Genomic DNA, 25,512 nt, shown 5'->3' with positions numbered 1-25,512 from the left:
GTTCGATCGCAAGATCGGACGTTGGGTAGTGATTGCAATATCAACAAACGCAACAACGTAGTACTTCTTGCTTTATGACGGTTCTTTGTTAGTCGCAAGGGATCAATGTTATAGGGACAAGTGAATAAGTGCACATGGTGGATGCCTTGGCGATTACAGGCGATGAAGGACGTAGAAGTCTGCGATAAGTCTCGGGGAGCTGACAATCAAGCTTTGATCCGAGAATTTCCGAATGGGGAAACCCGGCCTTTTAGGTCATTGCATGCTGAATACATAGGCATGCAAAGCGAACGCGGCGAACTGAAACATCTAAGTAGCTGCAGGAAAATAAATCAACCGAGATTCCCAAAGTAGTGGCGAGCGAAATGGGAAGAGCCTGCACGTTTTAGCATGACGCATAGTGGAACGCCCTGGAAATGGCGGCCATAGAGGGTGATAGCCCCTTACACGAAATGCGATGTGTGGAACTAGGCGTGCGACAAGTAGGGCGGGACACGAGAAATCCTGTCTGAATATGGGGGGACCATCCTCCAAGGCTAAATACTCGTAATCGACCGATAGTGAACCAGTACCGTGAGGGAAAGGCGAAAAGAACCCCGGGAGGGGAGTGAAATAGATCCTGAAACCGTGTGCATACAAACAGTAGGAGCGGACTTGTTCCGTGACTGCGTACCTTTTGTATAATGGGTCAGCGACTTACATTCAGTGGCAAGGTTAACCAGATTGGGGAGCCGTAGAGAAATCGAGTCCGAACAGGGCGCTAGTCGCTGGGTGTAGACCCGAAACCAAGTGATCTACCCATGGCCAGGTTGAAGGTGCGGTAACACGCACTGGAGGACCGAACCCACTAATGTTGAAAAATTAGGGGATGAGCTGTGGGTAGGGGTGAAAGGCTAAACAAACTTGGAAATAGCTGGTTCTCTCCGAAAACTATTTAGGTAGTGCCTCAAGTATCACCATCGGGGGTAGAGCACTGTTATGGCTAGGGGGTCATCGCGACTTACCAAACCATTGCAAACTCCGAATACCGATGAGTGCGAGCTTGGGAGACAGACGTCGGGTGCTAACGTCCGGCGTCAAGAGGGAAACAACCCAGACCGCCAGCTAAGGTCCCAAAGATTGGCTAAGTGGAAAACGAAGTGGGAAGGCTAAAACAGTCAGGATGTTGGCTTAGAAGCAGCCATCATTTAAAGAAAGCGTAATAGCTCACTGATCGAGTCGTCCTGCGCGGAAGATGTAACGGGGCTAAGCCAGTCACCGAAGCTGCGGATATGTGCTTGCACATATGGTAGGAGAGCGTTCTGTAAGCCTGCGAAGGTGTCTTGTAAAGGATGCTGGAGGTATCAGAAGTGCGAATGCTGACATGAGTAGCGATAATGGGGGTGAAAAGCCCCCACGCCGTAAGCCCAAGGTTTCCTGTTCAACGTTCATCGGAGCAGGGTGAGTCGGCCCCTAAGGCGAGGCAGAGATGCGTAGCTGATGGGAAGCAGGTTAATATTCCTGCACCGTCGTATGATGCGATGGGGGGACGGATCGCGGAAGGTTGTCTGACTGTTGGAATAGTCAGTTTCTGCTTCATAGAAGGCACTTAGGCAAATCCGGGTGCGTAATTCAAGGGAGCGGGACGAGCGCACTAGTGCGTGAAGCAATCGGAAGTGGTTCCAAGAAAAGCCTCTAAGCTTCAGTCATACGAGACCGTACCGCAAACCGACACAGGTGGGCGAGATGAGTATTCTAAGGCGCTTGAGAGAACTCGGGAGAAGGAACTCGGCAAATTGGTACCGTAACTTCGGGAAAAGGTACGCCCCGGTAGCTTGGTCACTTTACTGTGATAGGGCGAAAGGGTTGCAATAAACTGGTGGCTGCGACTGTTTAATAAAAACACAGCACTCTGCAAACACGAAAGTGGACGTATAGGGTGTGACGCCTGCCCGGTGCTGGAAGATTAAATGATGGGGTGCAAGCTCTTGATTGAAGTCCCAGTAAACGGCGGCCGTAACTATAACGGTCCTAAGGTAGCGAAATTCCTTGTCGGGTAAGTTCCGACCTGCACGAATGGCGTAACGATGGCCACACTGTCTCCTCCCGAGACTCAGCGAAGTTGAAGTGTTTGTGATGATGCAATCTACCCGCGGCTAGACGGAAAGACCCCATGAACCTTTACTGTAGCTTTGCATTGGACTTTGAACCAATCTGTGTAGGATAGGTGGGAGGCTTTGAAGCGGTGACGCCAGTCATCGTGGAGCCAACCTTGAAATACCACCCTGGTTTGTTTGAGGTTCTAACCTTGGTCCGTGATCCGGATCGGGGACAGTGCATGGTAGGCAGTTTGACTGGGGCGGTCTCCTCCTAAAGTGTAACGGAGGAGTTCGAAGGTACGCTAATTACGGTCGGACATCGTGATGATAGTGCAATGGCATAAGCGTGCTTAACTGCGAGACCGACAAGTCGAGCAGGTACGAAAGTAGGACATAGTGATCCGGTGGTTCTGTATGGAAGGGCCATCGCTCAACGGATAAAAGGTACTCTGGGGATAACAGGCTGATTCCTCCCAAGAGTTCATATCGACGGGGGAGTTTGGCACCTCGATGTCGGCTCATCACATCCTGGGGCTGTAGCCGGTCCCAAGGGTATGGCTGTTCGCCATTTAAAGTGGTACGTGAGCTGGGTTTAAAACGTCGTGAGACAGTTTGGTCCCTATCTGCCGTGGGCGTTGGAAATTTGAAGGGGGCTGCTCCTAGTACGAGAGGACCGGAGTGGACGAACCTCTGGTGTACCGGTTGTCACGCCAGTGGCATTGCCGGGTAGCTAAGTTCGGAAGAGATAACCGCTGAAAGCATCTAAGCGGGAAACTTGCCTTGAGATGAGATTTCCCGGAGCTTTAAGCTCCTTGAAGGGTCGTTCGAGACCAGGACGTTGATAGGCTGGGTGTGGAAGTGCAGTAATGCATTAAGCTAACCAGTACTAATTGCCCGTAAGGCTTGTCCCTATAACATTGATGGTTGTAGGCGAGAAGTGCGCATGTTGTGCGTAGTTGATACGCAATCGCTACAATAATAAATCTGCCTTGTCGTTCCTGTGCAAACGGGAACCCATGCTGAGTATGGATTCCCGCATCCGCGGGAATGACAGGGGACTTCTTCCGAATTTTAAAGCGCAGTTGCCCAACCGGGAACTGTTGCTTGTACAAGTCAAAGCTTGATGACCATAGCAAATCGGTCCCACCCCTTCCCATCCCGAACAGGACCGTGAAACGATTTTGCGCCGATGATAGTGCTGCAACCAGTGTGAAAGTAGGTTATCGTCAAGCTAGTTATAAGAAAAACCCCATCGGTGATCCGGTGGGGTTTTTTGCGTTTGCGCAAACCGTATGTGGGAATAGACGGCCATCATAGTTCGACCAACCGTCGAAAGGTCGTATATGAAAAAGCTCAGCTCGCTCCTGTTGTGCCTTGCCTGGTTCGCCGCTTGCGGCGGCAGGCCGGCTTCAGCAACCCCCGCCCTGCAGCAGCCCCAGCATCAGCGTCATCCGCCCCGCCTCAGCGCGGATGTCGCACGCACCAGCAATGGATTGGCGCACATCCGGGCTCAGGATTTCGCTAGCCTGGGTTACGGCATGGCCTATGCCTATGCCGAAGACAATGTATGCATGCTGGCCGACAGCATGTTGACCGTGCGCGGCGAGCGCTCCCGCTTCTTCGGCGGCGACGCCATGCCGACCAAGAGTGCCGACGGCGAGTACAGCGTGGCCATCGACTACCTGGATGAACATGGCTTCGACCTGAAGAACGAGGACAGTGATTTTTTCTTCAAGGGCTACCTGGACCTGGAGCAGCTGCGCGCCGGCTACAGCGCCGGCAGCCGTGAAATCCGGGACTTGCTGATGGGCTATGCCGCCGGCTATAACCGTTACCTGCGCGACCACGCCGGCACGTTGCCCGCTGCCTGCAGTGGCAAGGAGTGGGTACGGCCGATCTCCGTCGACGACGTGTACTTGCTGATCGCCGAGAAGGCGCTGCATGCATCAGGCCAGATCTTTGCAAAAGAAGTGCTTGCCGCAACGCGTGAGCCCGGAACGTCGGTAGCCCGCCGCGCAATGAAATCCCTGCCGCAGCCGGCTTTGCTGGCGGATCTGGTCAAGCCGCGCATGGCCAGCAATGGCTTGGCCATCGGCAAGGAAGCCAGCCAGAACCGGCGCGGCATGCTGCTCGCCAATCCGCACTACCCATGGACCAGCACCGACCGCTTTTACCAGGTGCATTTGACTGTGCCCGGCCGCTACGATGCGATGGGCGTGATGCTCGGTGGCCTGCCGATTGTCGTGATCGGCTTCAACAAGGATGTGGCGTGGACTCACACCGTCACCAAGGCTGCGCACTTCAGTACCTTCCGACTGGCGCTCGATGCCGCCGATCCGACCGGTACCACCTACCTGGTCGATGGTACGGCCGAGAAAATGAGCGAGAAAACGGTGGCGGTCGAGCTGCTCCAGCCGGACGGCGGCGTCGCCACCAAGCGCAAGGTGTTCTACTTCAGCAAGCAAGGCGCGGTGATGGTCAAGCCGGAAGCCGGGGTTGTCTGGAGCAGCACCGAGGCCTATGTGTTGGCCGACGCCAATCGCAACAACACGCGCTTGCTGGAACAATGGCTGGCGATGGGGCGGGCAAGCAGTGTGCGCAGCATGAAACGCGCGCTCAACCGTATCGCCGGTCTGCCCTGGGTGAACACGGTCGCAGCCGATCGCGACGGCAACACCTTGTATGCGGACGCCAGCGCGGTGCCCGCGCTGCCCACCGAACGCTTCCTGTCCGACTGCCTGGTGTTCCCCGCCTTACTGGGCTTCGATGGCGCGCGCGCCAGTTGCGGTTGGGGTACGGAGGATGGGGCGCCGGAAGGTTTGTTCAATCCGGCCAACGCACCCTCATTGATGCGCAAGGACTATGTCGCCAATTCGAATGACGGTTACTGGCTGTCGAATTCCAACTCGCTGCTGCTGGGCCCGCCGCCCTTTGGCTATTCGCCCATGTATGGCTCGGCCGGGATAGAGCAGAGTTTGCGCACCCGCTCAGGATTCAGCCAGGTGGATGCAGCGCTGGCCCGCAGCCGGCAGCTGTCTCCGGACGATCTGCAAGAGATGCTGTTCGCCAACCGCGTCCATGCGGCTGAACTGGTGCTGCCGGATCTGCTGCCCGCGTGCGCCGCCGGCGACGCGGTCCTGGTACAAGCGTGCAAGGTGCTCGCTGCATGGGACCGGTGTGCCAATCTCGACAGCCAAGGGGCAATCCTGTTCCGCGAGTTCTGGAATACCGCCGCGCGTTTGCCGAACCGCTGGCGTGTACCGTTGAACCCGGCGGACCCGGTGAACACGCCGTACGGGGTGGCGCCGTCCGCGATGCCAGCCATGCTGGCCGCGCTGAAGGAGGCCGCGCTCAAGATGCAGGCGGCCGGTGTGCCGCTGGACGGCAAGCTGGGCGACTATCAGGCGGACATACGCAATGGCAAGCGGGTGCCGGTGCACGGCGGCATCGGCGATATCGACGGCTCCTATAATTCCGTCCACATGAGTACCGGGCTAAGCGCCGACGGCTATCGCAACATTGCCTGGGGCACGAGTTACATCCAGCTGGTCGCGTTCGAGGCATGGGGGCCGCAGGCGCAAGGGCTGCTGGTGTATGGGCAGTCCACCGATCCCAAGTCCAGCTATTACGACGACCAGGTTCCACTGTATGCCGCCAAGCAATTGCAGCCTCTGCCGTTCAGTCAGCAGGACATCCGCGCAGACCGCAACTACCGTTCGCAGCGATTGTCTGAATAATGCTTGCGGGACAGCATCGCCTGCGCTATAGTTCTGTCCCCGCGCTGCTGAACACACGCAGCGCAGGGTAGAAGAAGAAAAGAGGGGTTGACGGCAGTAACGAAAAGCCCCATAATCTTTCTTCTTCGCGGCTGACAAACAAAACGCTTTGTCAAACAGTGCCGCAGATCTTTAAAAATTAACAGTTGATAAGTGTGGGCGTTTGATGATGGAGCCCGGCAGCTAGTCTGCCGTCTCAAATTATTTAAACGCTCGCACAATATATTAAACGTGACCTTCGAAAGAAGGAATCGTCAGTATTTTGAGTGAGTGATTTTATGCTTAGGCATGAAATCAAGACAAATCCTGAAAAGGATTTAAACAGAGATTGAACTGAAGAGTTTGATCCTGGCTCAGATTGAACGCTGGCGGCATGCTTTACACATGCAAGTCGAACGGCAGCGCGGGGGCAACCCTGGCGGCGAGTGGCGAACGGGTGAGTAATATATCGGAACGTACCCAAGAGTGGGGGATAACGTAGCGAAAGTTACGCTAATACCGCATACGATCTACGGATGAAAGCAGGGGACCGCAAGGCCTTGTGCTCCTGGAGCGGCCGATATCTGATTAGCTAGTTGGTAGGGTAAAGGCCTACCAAGGCATCGATCAGTAGCTGGTCTGAGAGGACGACCAGCCACACTGGAACTGAGACACGGTCCAGACTCCTACGGGAGGCAGCAGTGGGGAATTTTGGACAATGGGCGCAAGCCTGATCCAGCAATGCCGCGTGAGTGAAGAAGGCCTTCGGGTTGTAAAGCTCTTTTGTCAGGGAAGAAACGGGTGGGGCTAATATCCCCATCTAATGACGGTACCTGAAGAATAAGCACCGGCTAACTACGTGCCAGCAGCCGCGGTAATACGTAGGGTGCAAGCGTTAATCGGAATTACTGGGCGTAAAGCGTGCGCAGGCGGTTTTGTAAGTCTGTCGTGAAATCCCCGGGCTCAACCTGGGAATGGCGATGGAGACTGCAAGGCTAGAATCTGGCAGAGGGGGGTAGAATTCCACGTGTAGCAGTGAAATGCGTAGAGATGTGGAGGAACACCGATGGCGAAGGCAGCCCCCTGGGTCAAGATTGACGCTCATGCACGAAAGCGTGGGGAGCAAACAGGATTAGATACCCTGGTAGTCCACGCCCTAAACGATGTCTACTAGTTGTCGGGTTTTAATTAACTTGGTAACGCAGCTAACGCGTGAAGTAGACCGCCTGGGGAGTACGGTCGCAAGATTAAAACTCAAAGGAATTGACGGGGACCCGCACAAGCGGTGGATGATGTGGATTAATTCGATGCAACGCGAAAAACCTTACCTACCCTTGACATGTACGGAAGCCACGAGAGATCGAGGCGTGCTCGAAAGAGAGCCGTAACACAGGTGCTGCATGGCTGTCGTCAGCTCGTGTCGTGAGATGTTGGGTTAAGTCCCGCAACGAGCGCAACCCTTGTCATTAGTTGCTACGAAAGGGCACTCTAATGAGACTGCCGGTGACAAACCGGAGGAAGGTGGGGATGACGTCAAGTCCTCATGGCCCTTATGGGTAGGGCTTCACACGTCATACAATGGTACATACAGAGCGCCGCCAACCCGCGAGGGGGAGCTAATCGCAGAAAGTGTATCGTAGTCCGGATTGTAGTCTGCAACTCGACTGCATGAAGTTGGAATCGCTAGTAATCGCGGATCAGCATGTCGCGGTGAATACGTTCCCGGGTCTTGTACACACCGCCCGTCACACCATGGGAGCGGGTTTTACCAGAAGTAGGTAGCTTAACCGTAAGGAGGGCGCTTACCACGGTAGGATTCGTGACTGGGGTGAAGTCGTAACAAGGTAGCCGTATCGGAAGGTGCGGCTGGATCACCTCCTTTCTAGAGTATGGCAACACGCCAAGCGCTCACACTTATCAACTGTTGAAGATTAAAGAACAGCATTGGGGCTGTAGCTCAGCTGGTTAGAGCACCGTGTTGATAACGCGGGGGTCGTTGGTTCGAGTCCAACCAGCCCTACCAGTCTCATTGGTCACACCATGGGGGATTAGCTCAGCTGGGAGAGCACCTGCTTTGCAAGCAGGGGGTCGTCGGTTCGATCCCGTCATCCTCCACCATTACTGTTCAAACGTAAATGTAGACATTTAGGTTTGAGTAGTACCGTTCTTTAAAAATTTGGAAGAAGTAAAGATTTATTATTTTTCGTTCGATCGCAAGATCGGACGTTGGGTAGTGATTGCAATATCAACAAACGCAACAACGTAGTACTTCTTGCTTTATGACGGTTCTTTGTTAGTCGCAAGGGATCAATGTTATAGGGACAAGTGAATAAGTGCACATGGTGGATGCCTTGGCGATTACAGGCGATGAAGGACGTAGAAGTCTGCGATAAGTCTCGGGGAGCTGACAATCAAGCTTTGATCCGAGAATTTCCGAATGGGGAAACCCGGCCTTTTAGGTCATTGCATGCTGAATACATAGGCATGCAAAGCGAACGCGGCGAACTGAAACATCTAAGTAGCTGCAGGAAAATAAATCAACCGAGATTCCCAAAGTAGTGGCGAGCGAAATGGGAAGAGCCTGCACGTTTTAGCATGACGCATAGTGGAACGCCCTGGAAATGGCGGCCATAGAGGGTGATAGCCCCTTACACGAAATGCGATGTGTGGAACTAGGCGTGCGACAAGTAGGGCGGGACACGAGAAATCCTGTCTGAATATGGGGGGACCATCCTCCAAGGCTAAATACTCGTAATCGACCGATAGTGAACCAGTACCGTGAGGGAAAGGCGAAAAGAACCCCGGGAGGGGAGTGAAATAGATCCTGAAACCGTGTGCATACAAACAGTAGGAGCGGACTTGTTCCGTGACTGCGTACCTTTTGTATAATGGGTCAGCGACTTACATTCAGTGGCAAGGTTAACCAGATTGGGGAGCCGTAGAGAAATCGAGTCCGAACAGGGCGCTAGTCGCTGGGTGTAGACCCGAAACCAAGTGATCTACCCATGGCCAGGTTGAAGGTGCGGTAACACGCACTGGAGGACCGAACCCACTAATGTTGAAAAATTAGGGGATGAGCTGTGGGTAGGGGTGAAAGGCTAAACAAACTTGGAAATAGCTGGTTCTCTCCGAAAACTATTTAGGTAGTGCCTCAAGTATCACCATCGGGGGTAGAGCACTGTTATGGCTAGGGGGTCATCGCGACTTACCAAACCATTGCAAACTCCGAATACCGATGAGTGCGAGCTTGGGAGACAGACGTCGGGTGCTAACGTCCGGCGTCAAGAGGGAAACAACCCAGACCGCCAGCTAAGGTCCCAAAGATTGGCTAAGTGGAAAACGAAGTGGGAAGGCTAAAACAGTCAGGATGTTGGCTTAGAAGCAGCCATCATTTAAAGAAAGCGTAATAGCTCACTGATCGAGTCGTCCTGCGCGGAAGATGTAACGGGGCTAAGCCAGTCACCGAAGCTGCGGATATGTACTTGTACATATGGTAGGAGAGCGTTCTGTAAGCCTGCGAAGGTGTCTTGTAAAGGATGCTGGAGGTATCAGAAGTGCGAATGCTGACATGAGTAGCGATAATGGGGGTGAAAAGCCCCCACGCCGTAAGCCCAAGGTTTCCTGTTCAACGTTCATCGGAGCAGGGTGAGTCGGCCCCTAAGGCGAGGCAGAGATGCGTAGCTGATGGGAAGCAGGTTAATATTCCTGCACCGTCGTATGATGCGATGGGGGGACGGATCGCGGAAGGTTGTCTGACTGTTGGAATAGTCAGTTTCTGCTTCATAGAAGGCACTTAGGCAAATCCGGGTGCGTAATTCAAGGGAGCGGGACGAGCGCACTAGTGCGTGAAGCAATCGGAAGTGGTTCCAAGAAAAGCCTCTAAGCTTCAGTCATACGAGACCGTACCGCAAACCGACACAGGTGGGCGAGATGAGTATTCTAAGGCGCTTGAGAGAACTCGGGAGAAGGAACTCGGCAAATTGGTACCGTAACTTCGGGAAAAGGTACGCCCCGGTAGCTTGGTCACTTTACTGTGATAGGGCGAAAGGGTTGCAATAAACTGGTGGCTGCGACTGTTTAATAAAAACACAGCACTCTGCAAACACGAAAGTGGACGTATAGGGTGTGACGCCTGCCCGGTGCTGGAAGATTAAATGATGGGGTGCAAGCTCTTGATTGAAGTCCCAGTAAACGGCGGCCGTAACTATAACGGTCCTAAGGTAGCGAAATTCCTTGTCGGGTAAGTTCCGACCTGCACGAATGGCGTAACGATGGCCACACTGTCTCCTCCCGAGACTCAGCGAAGTTGAAGTGTTTGTGATGATGCAATCTACCCGCGGCTAGACGGAAAGACCCCATGAACCTTTACTGTAGCTTTGCATTGGACTTTGAACCAATCTGTGTAGGATAGGTGGGAGGCTTTGAAGCGGTGACGCCAGTCATCGTGGAGCCAACCTTGAAATACCACCCTGGTTTGTTTGAGGTTCTAACCTTGGTCCGTAATCCGGATCGGGGACAGTGCATGGTAGGCAGTTTGACTGGGGCGGTCTCCTCCTAAAGTGTAACGGAGGAGTTCGAAGGTACGCTAATTACGGTCGGACATCGTGATGATAGTGCAATGGCATAAGCGTGCTTAACTGCGAGACCGACAAGTCGAGCAGGTACGAAAGTAGGACATAGTGATCCGGTGGTTCTGTATGGAAGGGCCATCGCTCAACGGATAAAAGGTACTCTGGGGATAACAGGCTGATTCCTCCCAAGAGTTCATATCGACGGGGGAGTTTGGCACCTCGATGTCGGCTCATCACATCCTGGGGCTGTAGCCGGTCCCAAGGGTATGGCTGTTCGCCATTTAAAGTGGTACGTGAGCTGGGTTTAAAACGTCGTGAGACAGTTTGGTCCCTATCTGCCGTGGGCGTTGGAAATTTGAAGGGGGCTGCTCCTAGTACGAGAGGACCGGAGTGGACGAACCTCTGGTGTACCGGTTGTCACGCCAGTGGCATTGCCGGGTAGCTAAGTTCGGAAGAGATAACCGCTGAAAGCATCTAAGCGGGAAACTTGCCTTGAGATGAGATTTCCCGGAGCTTTAAGCTCCTTGAAGGGTCGTTCGAGACCAGGACGTTGATAGGCTGGGTGTGGAAGTGCAGTAATGCATTAAGCTAACCAGTACTAATTGCCCGTAAGGCTTGTCCCTATAACATTGATGGTTGTAGGCGAGAAGTGCGCATGTTGTGCGTAGTTGATACGCAATCGCTACAATAATAAATCTGCCTTGTCGTTCCCGTGCAAACGGGAACCCATGCTGAGTATGGATTCCCGCATCCGCGGGAATGACAGGGGACTTCTTCCGAATTTTAAAGCGCAGTTGCCCAACCGGGAACTGTTGCTTGTACAAGTCAAAGCTTGATGACCATAGCAAATCGGTCCCACCCCTTCCCATCCCGAACAGGACCGTGAAACGATTTTGCGCCGATGATAGTGCTGCAACCAGTGTGAAAGTAGGTTATCGTCAAGCTAGTTATATAGAAAAACCCCGTTAGTCCCCACAGCGCCATGATGTCGCTGTGAGGCTAACGGGGTTTTTTGCGTTTTGCGCGCCCGCAGGATGTCTCATTTTAGACATTTTTCTCCTACGAGTCCCATTTCCTATCTTTTTTGACACACAATGGACAGACCGGCTACTGTCGCGGCACGAGATGGCGTTCAGCCGTCCGACTAGACTACGGAGATCACCATGGCAATCCGCAAGACCCTGATAGCAGCCGCCATTGCAGCGTCGCTGGTATCCGCCGCCCAAGCCGCCCCAACGATGGGCGAGCCGACTTCCTTTTCCCCCCAAGAAAAAGCCCGCCTGATCAGCACGCTGAACGGCGAGCGCGGCAAGCACGGCCTGGATACCGACCATGGCTTCGCCCTCGCCGGCCAGCATCCTGGTGAGCGCGGCAAGGCGATCAGCCGCCTGAACCACACCTACAAGGGCGTGCGCATCTTCGAGTCCGAGTCTGTCGTCGTGTCCGACGCGGGCGGCAACATCGTCAGCGAATCAATCGCCGACCGCCGCGCGCAGCTGAGCGCCAAGCGGATGAATGTGAAGCCGCAGCTGCAAGAGCAGGACGCCGTCAAGGCTGCGCTGCGCGCCGTCGGCCCTTATGGCGTGGCCATCGATCCGCCGAAGGCCGAACTGATCATCTATCCCGTCATGAAGACGGTGCGCGCGGCCGGCGCCGAAAACAAGCAGGAAAGCGAACTGAACGCGACGGATGTGAGCGAGGTGGTGGACGGCTACAAGCTGGCCTACCTGGTGCAGACCCGCATGGCCAACGGCAACAAGCCTGTGTTCCACAATACCGTCGTCAATGCCCAGGACGGCAGCGTGATCGAGCAGTGGAATATGCTGCAGACCGTGGTCGGCACCGGCAACAGCCAGTACAACGGTGCAGTGCCGATCAACACCACGCTGAGCGGCACCAGCTATAAGATGGTCGACGGCACGCGCGGCGTCGGCGGCACCTTCGGCGCCATGGCTATCACCAACGCCAACCACACCACCAGCGCCGGCACCGTGTACACCAACGCCAGCAACACCTGGGGCGACGGCAAGCAGTACATCGCCGGCGGCAGCACTACCGACGCCAACGGCCAGACCGCCGCCGTCAACGCGCTGTGGGGCTTGATGAACACCTACGACATGCTGAAGAACGTGCTCGGCTGGCAGTCGCTGGATGGCAACAACACGTCGACCTACATCGCCGCGCACGTCAACACCGCTTACGACAACGCCTACTACTCCGACACATGCAAATGCATGTACATCGGCGACGGTGGCAGTTACTTCAACAACCTCGGTTCGATCGACGTGATCGGCCATGAAATGGGCCACGGCGTCACCGCCGCCACGTCCAACCTGGCTTACCGCGGCGAGTCCGGCGGCCTGAACGAGTCCAGCTCCGACATCACGGGCGAGGCGGTGGAAGCCTACGCCCGCGCCGGGGGCGCCGGTGCGGCACTGCCGTCGCCAGGCAGCAACGACTGGGTGATGGGCAAGGAAATCGCCAAGGATGGCCAGCCGCTGCGCTGGCTGTACAAGCCGAGCAAGGACGGCAGCAGCCCGGACGCGTGGAGCACTTCGATCAAGCGCCTGGACGTGCACTACAGCAGCGGCCCGAACAACCGCATGTTCTACTTCCTGGCCAAGGGGTCGAATTCGAGCAGCACCAGCGACTATTACAGCAAATACCTGACCAAGGCGCCGCTGGCGATGACCGGCATCGGCCTGGACAAGGCTTACCGCATCTGGTTCAAGGCGCTGAGCACCAAGTTCACGTCCTCGACCAACTACGCGGACGCGCGCCTGAAGGTGTTGGCTTCAGCGCAGGAACTGTATGGCGTCAACAGCGTTGAAGCGAAGGCGGTGCAGCGCGCCTACGCGGCCATCAACGTCGGTCTGGACATCGCCGAATAAATCTTCAGGCCAAAAAAACCTCCGCAGCCTTGCCGGCGCGGAGGTTTTTGTCGTTTTACAGCTTAGAAGCGATAAGCCAGCTTCACCACCGCGTAGTCCACGCCGCTGTTCGGCTTCTTGATGCCGCCATTGGAGAAATGCTGGATCTTGGCGGCGACTTCCCAGTTGTTGTTGAACACATAGCCGACGCCGATATGGTCGCCGAACTGGAAAGCGGTCGCCAGCTTGTCGTCGTTGTTGTCGTACAGCTTGGACAGCACGTGCATGCCTAGGCCGCCTTCAACGTAAAACCCCCGCTTGTTGTCCGCGCCGTAACGCAGCACCGGCGTAAAACCGACGTCGACCAGGTCCTGGTGCGCGCCGGGGATGTTGTGCGCCATCTTGCCGCGCCAGGCGCCGAAGCTGGCGTCCCAGTAGCCGCTCAGGCTGCTGCCGTTGGACTGGAACCATTGCTTGTTCCAGTCGGCGGTGACGCCGATGCGGGCCATCTGAACTTTGGAGGCGCTGGCGTATTCGCCGTAGACGGTATCAATCAGTTTATCGGCGGCCACGGCTGCCTGCATTGCAAGGAGAGCGGCAGCCGCCGCGAAGATTTTTTTAGTGTGCATGGCTACTTTCAGAGTCAGTGCTATATGTCGAGTTATATAGCCGTACTTCATTCTACCGAGATTCACAAAATCGTTCAGGAGGCGCTAATATGGGTAAGGCATTCTCAACATTGTTCACTCAGGAGTGGTCCCATTGTCAACGCAAATTTCATTTCTTGGTATCGGCTTGATGGGAGAGCCGATGGTGCGGCGCCTGCTTCAAGCCGGTTATTCCGTCACGGTATGGAACCGCACGGCCAGCAAGGCTGAGCCCCTGGCCGAGTACGGTGCGCTGCCGGTGGCTGACCTGGCGGACGCGGTCGGCTCGGCCGACGTTGTCGTTTCCATGCTGGAGGCGGGCCCCGTGGTTGGCCTGGTGATCGACGCGGCGCTGCCTGCGCTGCGCCAGGGAGCGCTGTGGATAGACATGAGCTCGACACGCCAGTCCGAGGCGCAGGCCTTCCACGCGCGGCTGGCGGCGGGCGGCTGCCGCTTCATCGACGCGCCGGTGTCGGGCGGCGTGGGAGGCGCGCAGGCGGGTACCTTGGCCATCATGGCGGGCGGCAGCGCCGGCGACTACGTACGCGCCGAGCCCGTGCTCGCGGCCATGGGACGCGCCACCTTGGTGGGGCCGGCCGGCAGCGGGCAAGTATCCAAACTGTGCAACCAGCTGATCGTCGGCGGCACGATCAGCATCATTGCCGAGGCGCTGTTGCTGGCGCAGGCGGCCGGGGCGGATCCGGCGGCCGTGCGCGCGGCGATACGCGGCGGTTTCGCCGAGAGCAAGATTTTGGATGTGCATGGCCAGCGCATGCTGGAGCGCAATTTCATGCCGGGCGGGCAGGTCAGGACGCAGTTGAAAGACCAGCACAACATCCTCGCCGCCGCAGCGGCGGCGGGCGTGGAATTACCGGTGACGGACCTGGTGACGCAGCGCTACGAGTCGCTGGTGGAGATGTTCCCGCTGGCCGACCACTCGGCCGCGCTGCTGGGCCTGGAGCAGCTCAATACCGGCCACCGCGTGGGGAAGGGGCCGGATCTGCTGCCGTAGATTTTGTCATTCCCGCGCAGGCGGGAATCCATGGCCCGCATGAATTCCCTCCATAGGCCGCGTGTTTTTGTTGCCTAGCATGGATTCCCCTTGCTGCCGCAAGTCGTTCCGCAGGCGTGGGGCATGCCCCACGAATTCCCTGCTACACCCTATGCGGGAATGACACCTTGGCGCGGCAGCGCGGTCTCCGCCAGGCGCACCCAGAAGCTGGCGCCTATCGGCAGCAGATTGTCGTTGAAGTCGTAGCTGGCGTTGTGCAGCACGCACGGGCCGAGGCCGTGGCCACCGTCACGGTGGTCGCCCTCGCCGTTGCCGAGGAAGATGTAGCAGCCCGGCTTTTCCTGCAGGAAGAACGCGAAGTCTTCCGCGCCCATGGTCGGCTCGATCTTGTCGTCCACCATGCCGTCACCGGCCACCGCCTTCATCACTTCCACCGCGAACCGCGTTTCCTGCGCATGGTTCACCAGCGGCGGATAGTTGCGCTTGAAGGTGAACTCGACCTCGGCGTCGAAACCGGCCGCGATATGCTCGGCCAGCATGCGCATGCGCTCTTCCACCAGGTCCAGCACCTCGGTGGTGAACGTGCGCACGGTGCCGACCAGCTTGGCGTCGTCCGGGATCACATTGGTGGCGCTGCCCGCGTGGATCTGCGTGATCGACAGCACCGCCGTGTCGAGCGGGCTCTTGTTGCGCGTGATGACGGTCTGCCAGGCCTGCGCGATGTGGATCGCCACCATGATGGGATCGATGCCCTTGTGCGGCTGGGCGGCGTGGGCGCCCTTGCCGCGCACGGTGACGTGGAATTCATTGCTCGACGCCATCATCGGACCCTCGCACACGCCAAAGGTCCCGGCCGCCATGCCGGGCCAGTTGTGCATGCCGTACACGGCGTCCATGGGGAAGCGCTCGAACAGGCCGTCCTCTATCATGCGGCGCGCGCCGGCCCCGCCTTCCTCGGCCGGCTGGAAGATCAGGTAGACGGTGCCGTCGAAGTCGCGCTGCTGCGCCAGATGGTGGGCCGCGCCCAGCAGCATGGCGGTGTGGCCGTCGTGGCCGCAGGCGTGCATCTTGCCCGGATGACGCGACGCGTGGGCGAAGGTGTTGATCTCCTGCATGGGCAGCGCGTCCATGTCGGCGCGCAGGCCAATGGCGCGTGCGGACGTGCCGTTCTTGATGATGCCGACCACGCCGGTCAGCCCCAGGCCGCGCACCACGGGGATACCCCATTCGCTCAGCTTGGCGGCCACCACGTCGGAAGTGCGTTCTTCCTCGTAGCAAAGTTCCGGATGTGCATGCAGATCGCGGCGGATCTGCTGCAGTTCGGATTGAAACGCGATAATCGGTTCTACAAGTTGCATCTGGGCTCTCCAGTACTCTGTTCTTGTGCGCCTGGGTAAGGCGCTACGCCATGGCGATATTGTCATTGTAGCCTTAGCCACCGCCGCATGGGGAAGCGCAGAATCGTTTACGATAACGCTTTCGATGATATGTCTTCGGACCAGCCCAGCCCACGCCATGACCACCGCCGCCATCACCACCCACGTCCGCGCCGCCTGCCCGCACGACTGCCCCGACACCTGCGCCATCATCGTCACCGTCGAAGACGGCGTTGCCACCGAAGTGAAGGGCGATCCCGACCATCCGACCACGGCCGGCGTGCTGTGCACCAAGGTGGCCCGCTACGCCGAGCGTACCTACCATCCGGACCGCCTGCTGCATCCGCTGCGCCGCGTCGGTAAAAAAGGCGAGGGCAAGTTCGAGCGCATCAGCTGGGACGAGGCGCTGGACGCCATCGCCGCGAAACTCAAGCCGATCGCCGCGCGCGCGCCGGAAGCCATCCTGCCGTACAGCTACGCCGGCACCATGGGCCTGCTGCAGGGCGAGGCCATGGCAGGCCGCTTCTTCCACAAGCTGGGCGCCTCCCAGCTGGACCGCACCATCTGCGCCATGGCCGGCGCCACCGGCTACAAATACACGGTGGGCGGCTCCATCGGCACCGACATGGAGCAGTTCCAGGACGCCAAGCTGATCATCATCTGGGGCGGCAATCCTATCGCCTCCAACCTGCACTTCTGGACCCGCGCGCAAGCGGCCAAGCGCAACGGCGCCAAGCTGATCGCCATCGATCCCTACCGCTCACTGACGGCCGAGAAATGCCATCAGCACATCGCCCTGCTGCCGGGCACGGACGCCGCGCTGGCCCTGGGCCTGATGCACGTGCTGATCGCCGAAGACCTGCTCGACCACGGCTACATCGCCGACTACACGCTGGGCTTTGAACAGCTGAAGCAACGCGCCGCCGAATGGACGCCGCAGCGAACTGCCGACACCTGCGGCATCAGCGTGGACGAGGTGGTGGAGCTGGCGCGCCTGTACGGCGGCACGGCGAAGAACGGCGAGCCGGTCGCCATCCGCGCCAATTACGGCGTGCAGCGCGTGCGCGGCGGCGGCATGGCGGTACGCAGTATCGCCTGCCTGCCCGCGCTGGTGGGCGCCTGGCGCCACGCGGCCGGCGGCATGCAGCTGTCCGCGTCCGGCTCCTTCCCGGCCAACAAGGCCGCGCTGCAGCGGACCGACTTCCTGCAGCAGCATGCCCGGCTGCCGCGCACCATCAACATGAGCACCATCGGCGACGACCTGCTGCGCCCCGCGTCGGAGGCGTTCGGCCCGCAGGTGGAAGCGGTAATCGTCTACAACGCCAACCCGCTGGCCGTCGCGCCGGATTCGTCGAAAGTGATGGCCGGCTTCGCGCGCGACGATTTGTTCACCGTGGTACTGGAGCATTTCCAAACCGACACTGTGGACTACGCCGACATCGTGCTGCCCGCCACCACCCAGCTGGAGCATGTGGACGTGCACACTTCCTACGGCCACCTCTACATGATGGCCAACAACGCCGCCATCGCGCCCATGGGCGAAGCCAAGCCGAACACGGAGATCTTCCGCCTGCTGGCCGCGCGCATGGGCCTGGACGATCCCTGCTTCAGCGAGAGCGACGACCAGATGGCGGCCGGCGCTTTCGATACGACGCACGTGCGCGCCATCCACTTCGACTGGGAGTCCTTGAAGCGCAAGGGCTGGCAACGCCTGAACATGCCGGACGCGCCTTTCGCGCAGGGCGGCTTCCCCACGCCGTCCGGCAAATGCGAGTTCTATTCGGCGCAGATGCTGGCCGACGGCCTCGATCCGCTGCCGGCCTATATCGCCCCTTACGAGTCGCGCGCCAGCAATCCGGAGCTGGCCGCGAAGTACCCGCTGGCGATGATATCCCCGCCCGCCCGCAACTTCCTGAACTCGACCTTTGTCAATGTGACCAGCTTGCGCGCCACCGAGGGCGAGCCGCACCTCGACATCCACCCGGACGACGCCGCGCAGCGCGGCGTGGCGCACGGCGATATGGTGCGCATATACAACGATCGTGGCTCGTTTGAATGTAAAGCGCGGGTCACCGACAAGGCCCGCGCGGGCCTTGTCGTGGGCCTCTCCGTATGGTGGAAAAAGCTCGCGGGAGACGGCAAGAACGCCAACGAAGTGACCAGCCAGCAGCTCACCGATATGGGCCGCGCGCCGACTTTTTACGATACACTGGTCCAGGTAGAGAAAGCCGCCTGAGAGTGAAAAATGCGCAAATTTGTCCGTCAGCTAATGCGCGCCAGATACTGGCTGGCGGCGGGCGCTTGTGCACTGATGCTGGCCGGTTGTGCACAATTCAAGTATTACTTCCAGGCCGCCCAGGGCCAGTACGCGCTGTGGTCCGAGGCGCGCCCGATTGAAGACTGGCTGGGCGATCCCGCCACCGATCCCAAGCTCAAGGCGCGCCTGGAAAAGGCGCTGCTGATACGCCGCTTCGCCGTCAAGGAACTCGGCCTGCCGGACAACGCCAGCTACCGCAACTACGCCGCCCTGAACCGCCCCTACGTGCTGTGGAACGTGGTGGCCACGCCTTCGCTGTCGCTGCGGCCCATCCAGTGGTGCTTCCCGATCGCCGGCTGCGTCAGCTACCGGGGCTACTACAGCAAGGAAGACGCCGAGGCCTACGCCGACGAACTGCGCAAGGAAGGCAACGACGTGCAACTGGGCGGCGTGCCCGCCTATTCCACCTTGGGCTGGTTCAGCGATCCGCTGCTGTCCTCCTTCATCAACTATTCCGACGCCGAACTGGCGCGCATGGTGTTCCACGAGCTGGCCCACCAGGTAGTCTACGTGCAGGGCGATTCGCGCTTCAACGAAGCCTTCGCCACCGCCGTCGAGGAGGCCGGCGTGCAGCGCTGGCTGGACATCTACGGCAACGACGCCATGCGCGAAGCCTACGAGCGCTACAGCGCCCGCCGGCACGACTTCCTCGACCTGCTGGTGCGGCACCGTGCGCTGCTGGCCGCCAACTACGCGCGCCAGGCCAGCGACAAGAAAAAACGCGAGGAAAAGCTGCGCATCTTCGCCGCACTGAAGGCCGAATACCAGGCCATGAAGACCGAGCGCTGGGGCGGCTACGCCGGCTACGACCGCTTCTTCGCCGAACCGCTGAACAACGCCCACCTTGCATCTGTTGCAACTTATAACGATTTCCTCCCTGGTTTTCGCGCCATGCTGGCACGCGAAAAGACCTTCCCGCGCTTTTATGCTGCAGTGCAAGGGATGTCCAATCTGAGCTTGGCGGAGCGCCAGGCCCGCCTGCTCCAGCTTGGGCAGCCGCCCTCGCCACCGCCTGATGCCGTCGCTACGCAATCGATAGTTTCGCCGCAACGTTGAAACATGCTGCATTGCAGCATAAATTGTATCGGTAGAGGAGGGGTTCAAAAACTGCAAAAGCGCTTGCATACTGGCGTTGCGCCCGATAGCATCTAAGCTAGTTTGTGTACGAGCGTACTATTTTTGATTTTCGAGCCCATAAAAATATATTTAAGAGACGAGGCACAGGATGGAGAAAATTTGGCTGCAGTCGTATCCCCCCGGCGTTCCAGCGGAAATCGATCCTAATCAGTACCGATCGCTGGTGCACTTACTGGAAGAGTCGTTCCAAAAGTATGCGGATCGCAACGCTTACGTCTGCATGGACAAATTCATCACCTATGCCGAGCTCGACGCCATGTCGAAGCGCCTGGGCGGCTGGCTGCAAAGCCGCGGCCTGAAGAAGGGCGCGCGCGTGGCGCTGATGATGCCCAATGTGCTGCAATACCCGATCGCCATCGCGGCCGTGCTGCGCGCCGGCTACACCGTGGTCAACGTCAATCCGCTGTACACGCCGCGCGAGCTGGAGCACCAGCTGAACGACTCCGGCGCCGAAGCCATCATCATCCTGGAAAACTTCGCCATCACCCTGGAGCAGGTGCTGCCGCGCACCAAGGTCAAGCACATCATCGTCGCCAGCATGGGCGAGATGCTGGGCGGCATGAAGGGCGTCATCGTCAACTTCGTGGTGCGCAACGTCAAGAAAATGGTGCCGGCGTTCTCGCTGCCGAACGCGGTGCGCTTCAAGGACGCGTTGTCGCAGGGCGCCCGGATGAAGCTGACCCCGGTCGAGCTGCACGCGTCCGACATCGCCTTCCTGCAATACACCGGCGGCACCACGGGCGTCTCCAAAGGCGCCACCTTGACCCACCGCAACATCGTCGCCAACCTGCTGCAGAACGAAGCCTGGGCCAAGCCCGGCCTGGACAAGCCGCCCGTCATCAATCCGCTGACCATCGTCTGCGCCCTGCCGCTGTACCACATCTTCGCGTTGACGGCCTGCGCCATGTGGGGCATGCGCATGGGCGCGCTGAACATCCTGATCCCCAACCCGCGCGACATCGGCGGCTTCATCAAGGAAATCGGCAAATACAAGTTCAGTATGCTGCCGGCGGTCAACACGCTATACAACGCAATGCTGAACCATCCGGCCTTCGGCAGCCTGGACTTCTCCGGCCTGAAGCTGTGCAACGGCGGCGGCATGGCGGTACAGCAGGCCGTCAACGACAAGTGGCTGAAGGCGACCGGCGTGCCCATCATCGAAGGCTACGGCCTGTCCGAGACCTCGCCGACAGCCACCTGCAACCGCGCCGACGGCACCGAGTTCACCGCCACCATCGGCCTGCCGGTGCCGTCGACCGACATCGCCATCCTGGACGACGACGGCAATCCTGTCGCGCTCGGCCAGCCCGGCGAAATCGCGATACGCGGCCCGCAAGTGATGGTGGGCTACTGGAACCGTCCCGAGGAAACCGCCAAGGTCATGACGCCGGACGGCTACTTCAAGTCCGGCGACGTCGGCGTCATGGACGCGCGCGGCTACGTCAAGATCGTCGACCGCAAGAAGGACATGGTGCTGGTGTCCGGCTTCAACGTCTACCCGAACGAGGTGGAGGGCGTGATCGCCTCGCATCCGGGCGTGCTCGAATGCGCCTGCATCGGCGTGCCGGACGACCACTCGGGCGAAGCGGTCAAGGTGTTCGTGGTGCGCAAGGATCCTAACTTGAGCGTCGAGACCTTGATGGCCTACTGCAAGGAAAACCTGACCGGCTACAAGAAACCGAAATACATCGAGTTCCGCGACGAGCTGCCGAAGACCAACGTCGGCAAGATCCTGCGCCGCGTGCTGCGCGACGAAGCGGTCGGAGAGAAAAAGAAAGCGGCATAGACTGCGCCGGCCCACAGGCAGAACCGCCTGCAGGCCGGGCGGTTTTTTTTATCGACAATGATTGAGAGTGAGGCTACTGATGGACAAGATTTGGTTGAAATCCTACCCCGAAGGCGTACCTGCGGAAATCGACAACACGCAATACAGTTCGGTGACGCATTTGCTGGAGGAGTCTTTCCGGAAGTACGCCGACCGCAACGCCTATGTGTGCATGGACAAGTTCCTGACCTACCGCGAAGTGGACCAGATGTCGCAGCAGCTGGGCGCCTGGCTGCAAAGCAAGGGCCTGGCCAAAGGCGCGCGCGTGGCCATCATGCTGCCCAACGTGCTGCAATACCCGGTGGCGATGGCCGGCATCCTGCGCGCCGGCTACACCGTGGTCAACGTCAATCCGCTGTACACGCCGCGCGAACTGCAGCACCAGCTGAACGACTCCGGCGCCGAAGCCATCATCGTGCTGGAGAACTTCGCCACCACGGTGCAGCAGGTGCTGTCGGCCACCAAGGTCAAGCACGTCATCGTTGGCAGCATGGGCGACCTGCTGGGCGGCCTGAAAGGGACCATTGTCAACTTCGTGGTGCGCAACGTGAAAAAGATGGTGCCGGCCTATGCGCTGCCGTCCGCCGTCAGCTTCAAGAAAGTGCTGGCCGAAGGCGCCCGCCTGAAGCTCAAGGCCGTGCCGCAAACCCACGACGACATCGCCTTCCTGCAGTACACCGGCGGCACCACGGGCGTGTCCAAGGGGGCCGTGCTGCTGAACCGCAACGTCATCTCCAACGTGCTGCAGAACGAAGCCTGGCTGCAGCTCGACACCAGCGGCAATCCGGTGGTGTTCGTCTGCGCGCTGCCGCTGTACCACATCTACTCGCTGACCATCAGCGCCTTCATGGGCATGCGTTTCGGCGGCATGAACATCCTGGTGCCCAACCCGCGCGACATTCCCGGCTTCGTCAAGGAGCTGGCCAAGTATCCGGTGGTGGTGTTCCCGGCCGTGAACACGCTGTACAACGCGCTGCTGAACAATCCCGAATTCGCCAAGCTGGACTTCTCGACCTACAAGGTCTGCAACGGCGGCGGCATGGCGGTGCAGCAGGCCGTGGCCGACCGCTGGCTGAAGCTGACCGGCACGCCCATCATCGAAGGCTACGGCCTGTCCGAAACGTCGCCGGTGGCCACCGCCAACCGTCCCGACATCAAGGAATTCACCGGCACCATCGGCCTGCCTATCCCGTCGACCGAAATCAAGATCCTGGACGACGACGGCGTCGAAGTGGCGCTGGGCCTGCCGGGCGAAATTGCCATCCGTGGCCCGCAGGTGATGGCAGGCTACTGGCAGCGCGCCGACGAGACGGCCAAGACCATGACCGCCGACGGCTTCTTCAAGACCGGCGACGTCGGCATCATGGACGAGCGCGGCTACACCCGCATCGTCGACCGCAAGAAAGACATGATCCTGGTGTCCGGCTTCAACGTCTATCCGAACGAGGTGGAAGGCGTGGTTGCGGCGCACCCCGGCGTGCTGGAAGTGGCGTGCATCGGCGTGCCGGACAAAAATTCCGGCGAAGCGGTCAAGCTGTTCGTCGTGCGCAAGGACCCGAACCTGACCGCCGAAGACATCCAGGAATTCTGTAAAGCCGAGCTGACCGCCTACAAGAAGCCGAAATACATCGAGTTCCGCGACGAGCTGCCGAAGACCAACGTGGGCAAGATCCTGCGCCGCCAGCTGCGCGACGAAAAGCAAGCCGCCTGAGCCGTACCCGCTTGGAAAAAGGGGCCAGGGTTATTAAAAAACACCGTTTTTTAATAACCCTGGCCCCTTTTCTACTCCGTTTCTAGGCCAGGCCGGTTTTCGAATTCGCCACGGTGAAGCTGGTGAGGGTGGCAAGGGCGGTGGCGGGGGCGCGCACGTCGTCCAGGCCCTGGAATAGCACGGTGCTGCGTTCGGGCGTGATGTCGAACAGCATGAAGCCGCGCTTGTCGCTGCGGCCGTATTTGAGCTGCGGATTCATGTCCACGTATTGCTGCGTGCGCGCTTGTGGACGCGAACTGGACGTGACGGAGGTGCCGCAGAACTCGGTCGCCAGCACCGGGTTGCCTTTGCCCGCCGGACGGCGGCCGTCGCGCGTCAGCTCGGCCGCGTAAAAGGTGTGCACGTCGCCGGACAGTACCAGCGGGTTGGCCGCCCGGCTCGCTTGCAGCGCGTCGTACACCCGCTGGCGCGCCGCCGGATAGCCGTCCCAGCCGTCGGTCCAGTAGCGGCCGTCGTCTTCCTTCTGCAACGGCACCTGGCTGCCGCCCGCCATCAGTGTCTGCTGCGCCAGGATGTTCCAGCGCGCTGTCGATTCTTTCAAGCCTAGCTCCAGCCAGCGCTGCTGCGCTGCACCCAGCATTTCGCGGGCGGGATCGCGCAGCGCGGCGCAGTCGCGCCAGTAGACCGAACTGGAGCCGCCGCGTCCCACCGTGCACGCCTGCGGCGCGCGGTGCTGGCGGTTGTCCAGCACGTGGAAGCGCGCCAGCCGGCCCCAGTCGTAGCGCTGGTGCATGCGCATGCTGCCGTAGCCGTCCGGCGCGTCCAGGCGGATCGGCTGGTGCTCGTAGTAGGCCTGGTAGGCGGCCGCGCGGCGCGCTGCGAAGCTTGGCGACAGGCGCTCGTCGCGGTCGCCGGCGTAGTCGTTCGCCACCTCGTGGTCGTCCCAGGTCAGTATCCATGGCGCGGCCAGGTGCGCCGCTTGCAGGTCCGGGTCGCTCTTGTACTGGGCGTAGCGGGCGCGGTATTGCGCCAGCGTGAAGCTCTCATCCATCCGCTGCGACGCACGCGGATGCTGGCGATGGTAGGCGCCCCATTCGTAGATGTAGTCGCCGAGGAAGGCCACCAGATCGGGCGCGGCGGCGGCGATGTGGCGGTGCGCGGCGTAGCTGCCGAATTCCCAGTGCTGGCATGAGGCCACGGCCAGCTTGAGCGCGGACGGCATCGCATCCGGCGCGGGCGCGGTGCGGGTGCGGCCCACCGGGCTGACGGCGTCGCCCAGCATGAAGCGGTACCAGTACCAGCGGTCCGGCGCCAGGCCGCCGACGTCCACGTGGACGCTGTGCGCCAGCTCGGGCGGAGCCATGGCCGTGCCCTTGGCGGCGATGCTGCGGAACGCTTCGTCGTACGCCATTTCCCAGCGCACCGGCATGGCCAGCTGCGGCATCGCGGCGGCATTGAACGGGTCGTACAGGATGCGGGTCCACAGTACGACGGCGTGAGGCAGCGGCGAGCCCGAGGCGACGCCGAGGGAGAACGGGTAAGCACGGTCGCCGGCGCCGCCGTCGCCTGCGGACGTGCCGGGTGCGGGCGTGGCGCGGCTGACGCCCGCAGCGGCCATGGCGGCCAGCGCGGACAGGCGCGCGCAGCTCAGCAGAAGAACGCGGCGCCCGTCGTCCATGCCGGCTAAGGTCCGGTTACAGCAGCGATTCCAGCGGCGGCACCGGGCGCGGCTTGCGGTCCGGGCCGGTCGCGACGTAGGTCAGCGTGGCTTCCGTCACCTTCACCGTGCACGCTTGCAGCCGGTTGCGCTCGGCGTACACTTCCACGTTGACGGTGATCGAGGTGGTGCCGACCTTGACGATATCGACGTAGAAGGAAAGGAGATCGCCGACGAAGACGGGATTTTTGAAAATGAAGGAGTTCACCGCCACGGTGGCGACGCGGCCGTTGGCGCGCCGGGTGGCGGGCAGGGAGCCGGCGATGTCGACTTGCGACATGATCCAGCCGCCGAACACGTCGCCATAGACGTTGGCGTCGGACGGCGCCGGCATCATGCGCAGCTCGGGCATTTTTCCTGCTGGCAGGCCGCGGCGTTCCGGGGACAGTGGGGGATTTTCTGGCGTGGTCATCGTGAAGTCTCGCTAAGGGCTACAATTGGATTCAGTTCGCATTCTCATTGTAACCACAGATCCACCGCACCACGGAAGACTTGC

At 59.5% G+C, this 25,512-nt stretch carries 11 protein-coding genes, 2 tRNA genes and 5 rRNA genes; 14 read left to right on the top strand and 4 right to left on the bottom strand.

The features are described 5' to 3' along the window. Positions 1–114 precede the first annotated feature (114 nt). The 9 genes from ACSQ8Y_RS22710 (at position 115) to ACSQ8Y_RS22670 (ending at position 13,295) form a co-directional block, all read left to right on the top strand. A 23S ribosomal RNA gene (locus ACSQ8Y_RS22710) occupies positions 115–2,989 on the top strand. Between the two features lie 208 nt (positions 2,990–3,197). Further along, positions 3,198–3,310, top strand: a 5S ribosomal RNA gene (rrf, locus tag ACSQ8Y_RS22705). Between the two features lie 111 nt (positions 3,311–3,421). Beyond that, entirely contained in the window at positions 3,422–5,815 is a 2,394-nt protein-coding gene (locus tag ACSQ8Y_RS22700; RefSeq protein ID WP_436268684.1) for a penicillin acylase family protein, read from the top strand. A 369-nt stretch (positions 5,816–6,184) separates the two neighbouring features. After that, positions 6,185–7,715: ribosomal RNA gene (locus ACSQ8Y_RS22695) — 16S ribosomal RNA — on the top strand. 64 nt (positions 7,716–7,779) lie between these two features. Continuing rightward, a tRNA-Ile gene (locus ACSQ8Y_RS22690) sits at positions 7,780–7,856 on the top strand. A gap of 19 nt (positions 7,857–7,875) precedes the next feature. Then, a tRNA-Ala gene (locus tag ACSQ8Y_RS22685) sits at positions 7,876–7,951 on the top strand. 201 nt (positions 7,952–8,152) lie between these two features. Further along, positions 8,153–11,027: ribosomal RNA gene (locus ACSQ8Y_RS22680) — 23S ribosomal RNA — on the top strand. Between the two features lie 208 nt (positions 11,028–11,235). Further along, positions 11,236–11,348: ribosomal RNA gene (gene rrf / locus ACSQ8Y_RS22675) — 5S ribosomal RNA — on the top strand. The 16S, 23S and 5S rRNA genes sit together here with 2 tRNA genes alongside, the layout of an rRNA operon. Positions 11,349–11,567: 219 nt before the next feature. Further along, positions 11,568–13,295: a M4 family metallopeptidase gene (locus ACSQ8Y_RS22670; RefSeq protein ID WP_436268683.1), complete on the top strand. Its 1,728-nt coding sequence runs from the start codon at positions 11,568–11,570 to the stop codon at positions 13,293–13,295. 62 nt (positions 13,296–13,357) lie between these two features. Here ACSQ8Y_RS22670 and ACSQ8Y_RS22665 read toward each other — a convergent pair whose 3' ends face one another. Continuing rightward, entirely contained in the window at positions 13,358–13,903 is a 546-nt protein-coding gene (locus ACSQ8Y_RS22665; RefSeq protein ID WP_436268682.1) for an acyloxyacyl hydrolase, read from the bottom strand. Between the two features lie 124 nt (positions 13,904–14,027). Between ACSQ8Y_RS22665 and ACSQ8Y_RS22660 the strand changes: the two genes are divergently transcribed. Next, positions 14,028–14,933 (top strand): NAD(P)-dependent oxidoreductase, encoded by a 906-nt coding sequence (locus ACSQ8Y_RS22660; RefSeq protein ID WP_436268681.1) that lies wholly within the window; start codon positions 14,028–14,030, stop codon positions 14,931–14,933. A gap of 149 nt (positions 14,934–15,082) precedes the next feature. Here ACSQ8Y_RS22660 and ACSQ8Y_RS22655 read toward each other — a convergent pair whose 3' ends face one another. Continuing rightward, positions 15,083–16,291, bottom strand: coding sequence for a M20 aminoacylase family protein (locus ACSQ8Y_RS22655; protein ID WP_436268680.1), 1,209 nt, complete (start codon positions 16,289–16,291; stop codon positions 15,083–15,085). A 157-nt stretch (positions 16,292–16,448) separates the two neighbouring features. Here ACSQ8Y_RS22655 and ACSQ8Y_RS22650 point away from each other — a divergent pair, with 157 nt between their 5' ends. The 4 genes from ACSQ8Y_RS22650 (at position 16,449) to ACSQ8Y_RS22635 (ending at position 23,299) form a co-directional block, all read left to right on the top strand. Next, positions 16,449–18,545 (top strand): molybdopterin-containing oxidoreductase family protein, encoded by a 2,097-nt coding sequence (locus tag ACSQ8Y_RS22650; RefSeq protein ID WP_436268679.1) that lies wholly within the window; start codon positions 16,449–16,451, stop codon positions 18,543–18,545. A gap of 9 nt (positions 18,546–18,554) precedes the next feature. Then, the gene (locus ACSQ8Y_RS22645) at positions 18,555–19,682 is read left to right on the top strand and encodes an aminopeptidase (protein WP_436268678.1); all 1,128 of its coding nucleotides are present in this window, start codon (positions 18,555–18,557) and stop codon (positions 19,680–19,682) included. Between the two features lie 169 nt (positions 19,683–19,851). Then, positions 19,852–21,549 (top strand): long-chain fatty acid--CoA ligase, encoded by a 1,698-nt coding sequence (locus ACSQ8Y_RS22640; RefSeq protein ID WP_436268677.1) that lies wholly within the window; start codon positions 19,852–19,854, stop codon positions 21,547–21,549. A 79-nt stretch (positions 21,550–21,628) separates the two neighbouring features. After that, a complete protein-coding gene (locus tag ACSQ8Y_RS22635) occupies positions 21,629–23,299 on the top strand; it encodes a long-chain-fatty-acid--CoA ligase (RefSeq protein WP_436268676.1) in 1,671 nt (556 codons plus the stop codon). Positions 23,300–23,381: 82 nt separating this feature from the next. On the opposite strand, the gene ACSQ8Y_RS22630 is transcribed toward ACSQ8Y_RS22635, so the two are convergent. Both ACSQ8Y_RS22630 and ACSQ8Y_RS22625 read right to left on the bottom strand, forming a co-directional pair. Then, positions 23,382–24,977, bottom strand: coding sequence for an alkaline phosphatase D family protein (locus ACSQ8Y_RS22630; RefSeq protein ID WP_436268675.1), 1,596 nt, complete (start codon positions 24,975–24,977; stop codon positions 23,382–23,384). Positions 24,978–24,993: 16 nt separating this feature from the next. After that, positions 24,994–25,428, bottom strand: coding sequence for an acyl-CoA thioesterase (locus tag ACSQ8Y_RS22625; RefSeq protein ID WP_436268674.1), 435 nt, complete (start codon positions 25,426–25,428; stop codon positions 24,994–24,996). Positions 25,429–25,512: the final 84 nt, after the last annotated feature.

It is taken from the genome of Pseudoduganella sp. LjRoot289 (assembly GCF_964252925.1).
In the GTDB taxonomy this organism is placed as follows: Bacteria; Pseudomonadota; Gammaproteobacteria; order Burkholderiales; family Burkholderiaceae_D; genus Rugamonas.
This window is presented reverse-complemented; position numbering and strand designations above follow the sequence as displayed.

What these genes read in the sequence shown, in the direction of transcription:
- ACSQ8Y_RS22630 (WP_436268675.1), bottom strand. Translation starts at nt 24,977, where the DNA reads ATGGACGACGGGCGCCGCGTTCTTCTGCTGAGCTGCGCGCGCCTGTCC.
- ACSQ8Y_RS22635 (WP_436268676.1), top strand. Translation starts at nt 21,629, where the DNA reads ATGGACAAGATTTGGTTGAAATCCTACCCCGAAGGCGTACCTGCGGAA.
- ACSQ8Y_RS22650 (WP_436268679.1), top strand. Translation starts at nt 16,449, where the DNA reads ATGACCACCGCCGCCATCACCACCCACGTCCGCGCCGCCTGCCCGCAC.
- ACSQ8Y_RS22655 (WP_436268680.1), bottom strand. Translation starts at nt 16,291, where the DNA reads ATGCAACTTGTAGAACCGATTATCGCGTTTCAATCCGAACTGCAGCAG.
- ACSQ8Y_RS22665 (WP_436268682.1), bottom strand. Translation starts at nt 13,903, where the DNA reads ATGCACACTAAAAAAATCTTCGCGGCGGCTGCCGCTCTCCTTGCAATG.
- ACSQ8Y_RS22625 (WP_436268674.1), bottom strand. Translation starts at nt 25,428, where the DNA reads ATGACCACGCCAGAAAATCCCCCACTGTCCCCGGAACGCCGCGGCCTG.
- ACSQ8Y_RS22670 (WP_436268683.1), top strand. Translation starts at nt 11,568, where the DNA reads ATGGCAATCCGCAAGACCCTGATAGCAGCCGCCATTGCAGCGTCGCTG.
- ACSQ8Y_RS22640 (WP_436268677.1), top strand. Translation starts at nt 19,852, where the DNA reads ATGGAGAAAATTTGGCTGCAGTCGTATCCCCCCGGCGTTCCAGCGGAA.
- ACSQ8Y_RS22645 (WP_436268678.1), top strand. Translation starts at nt 18,555, where the DNA reads ATGCGCAAATTTGTCCGTCAGCTAATGCGCGCCAGATACTGGCTGGCG.
- ACSQ8Y_RS22700 (WP_436268684.1), top strand. Translation starts at nt 3,422, where the DNA reads ATGAAAAAGCTCAGCTCGCTCCTGTTGTGCCTTGCCTGGTTCGCCGCT.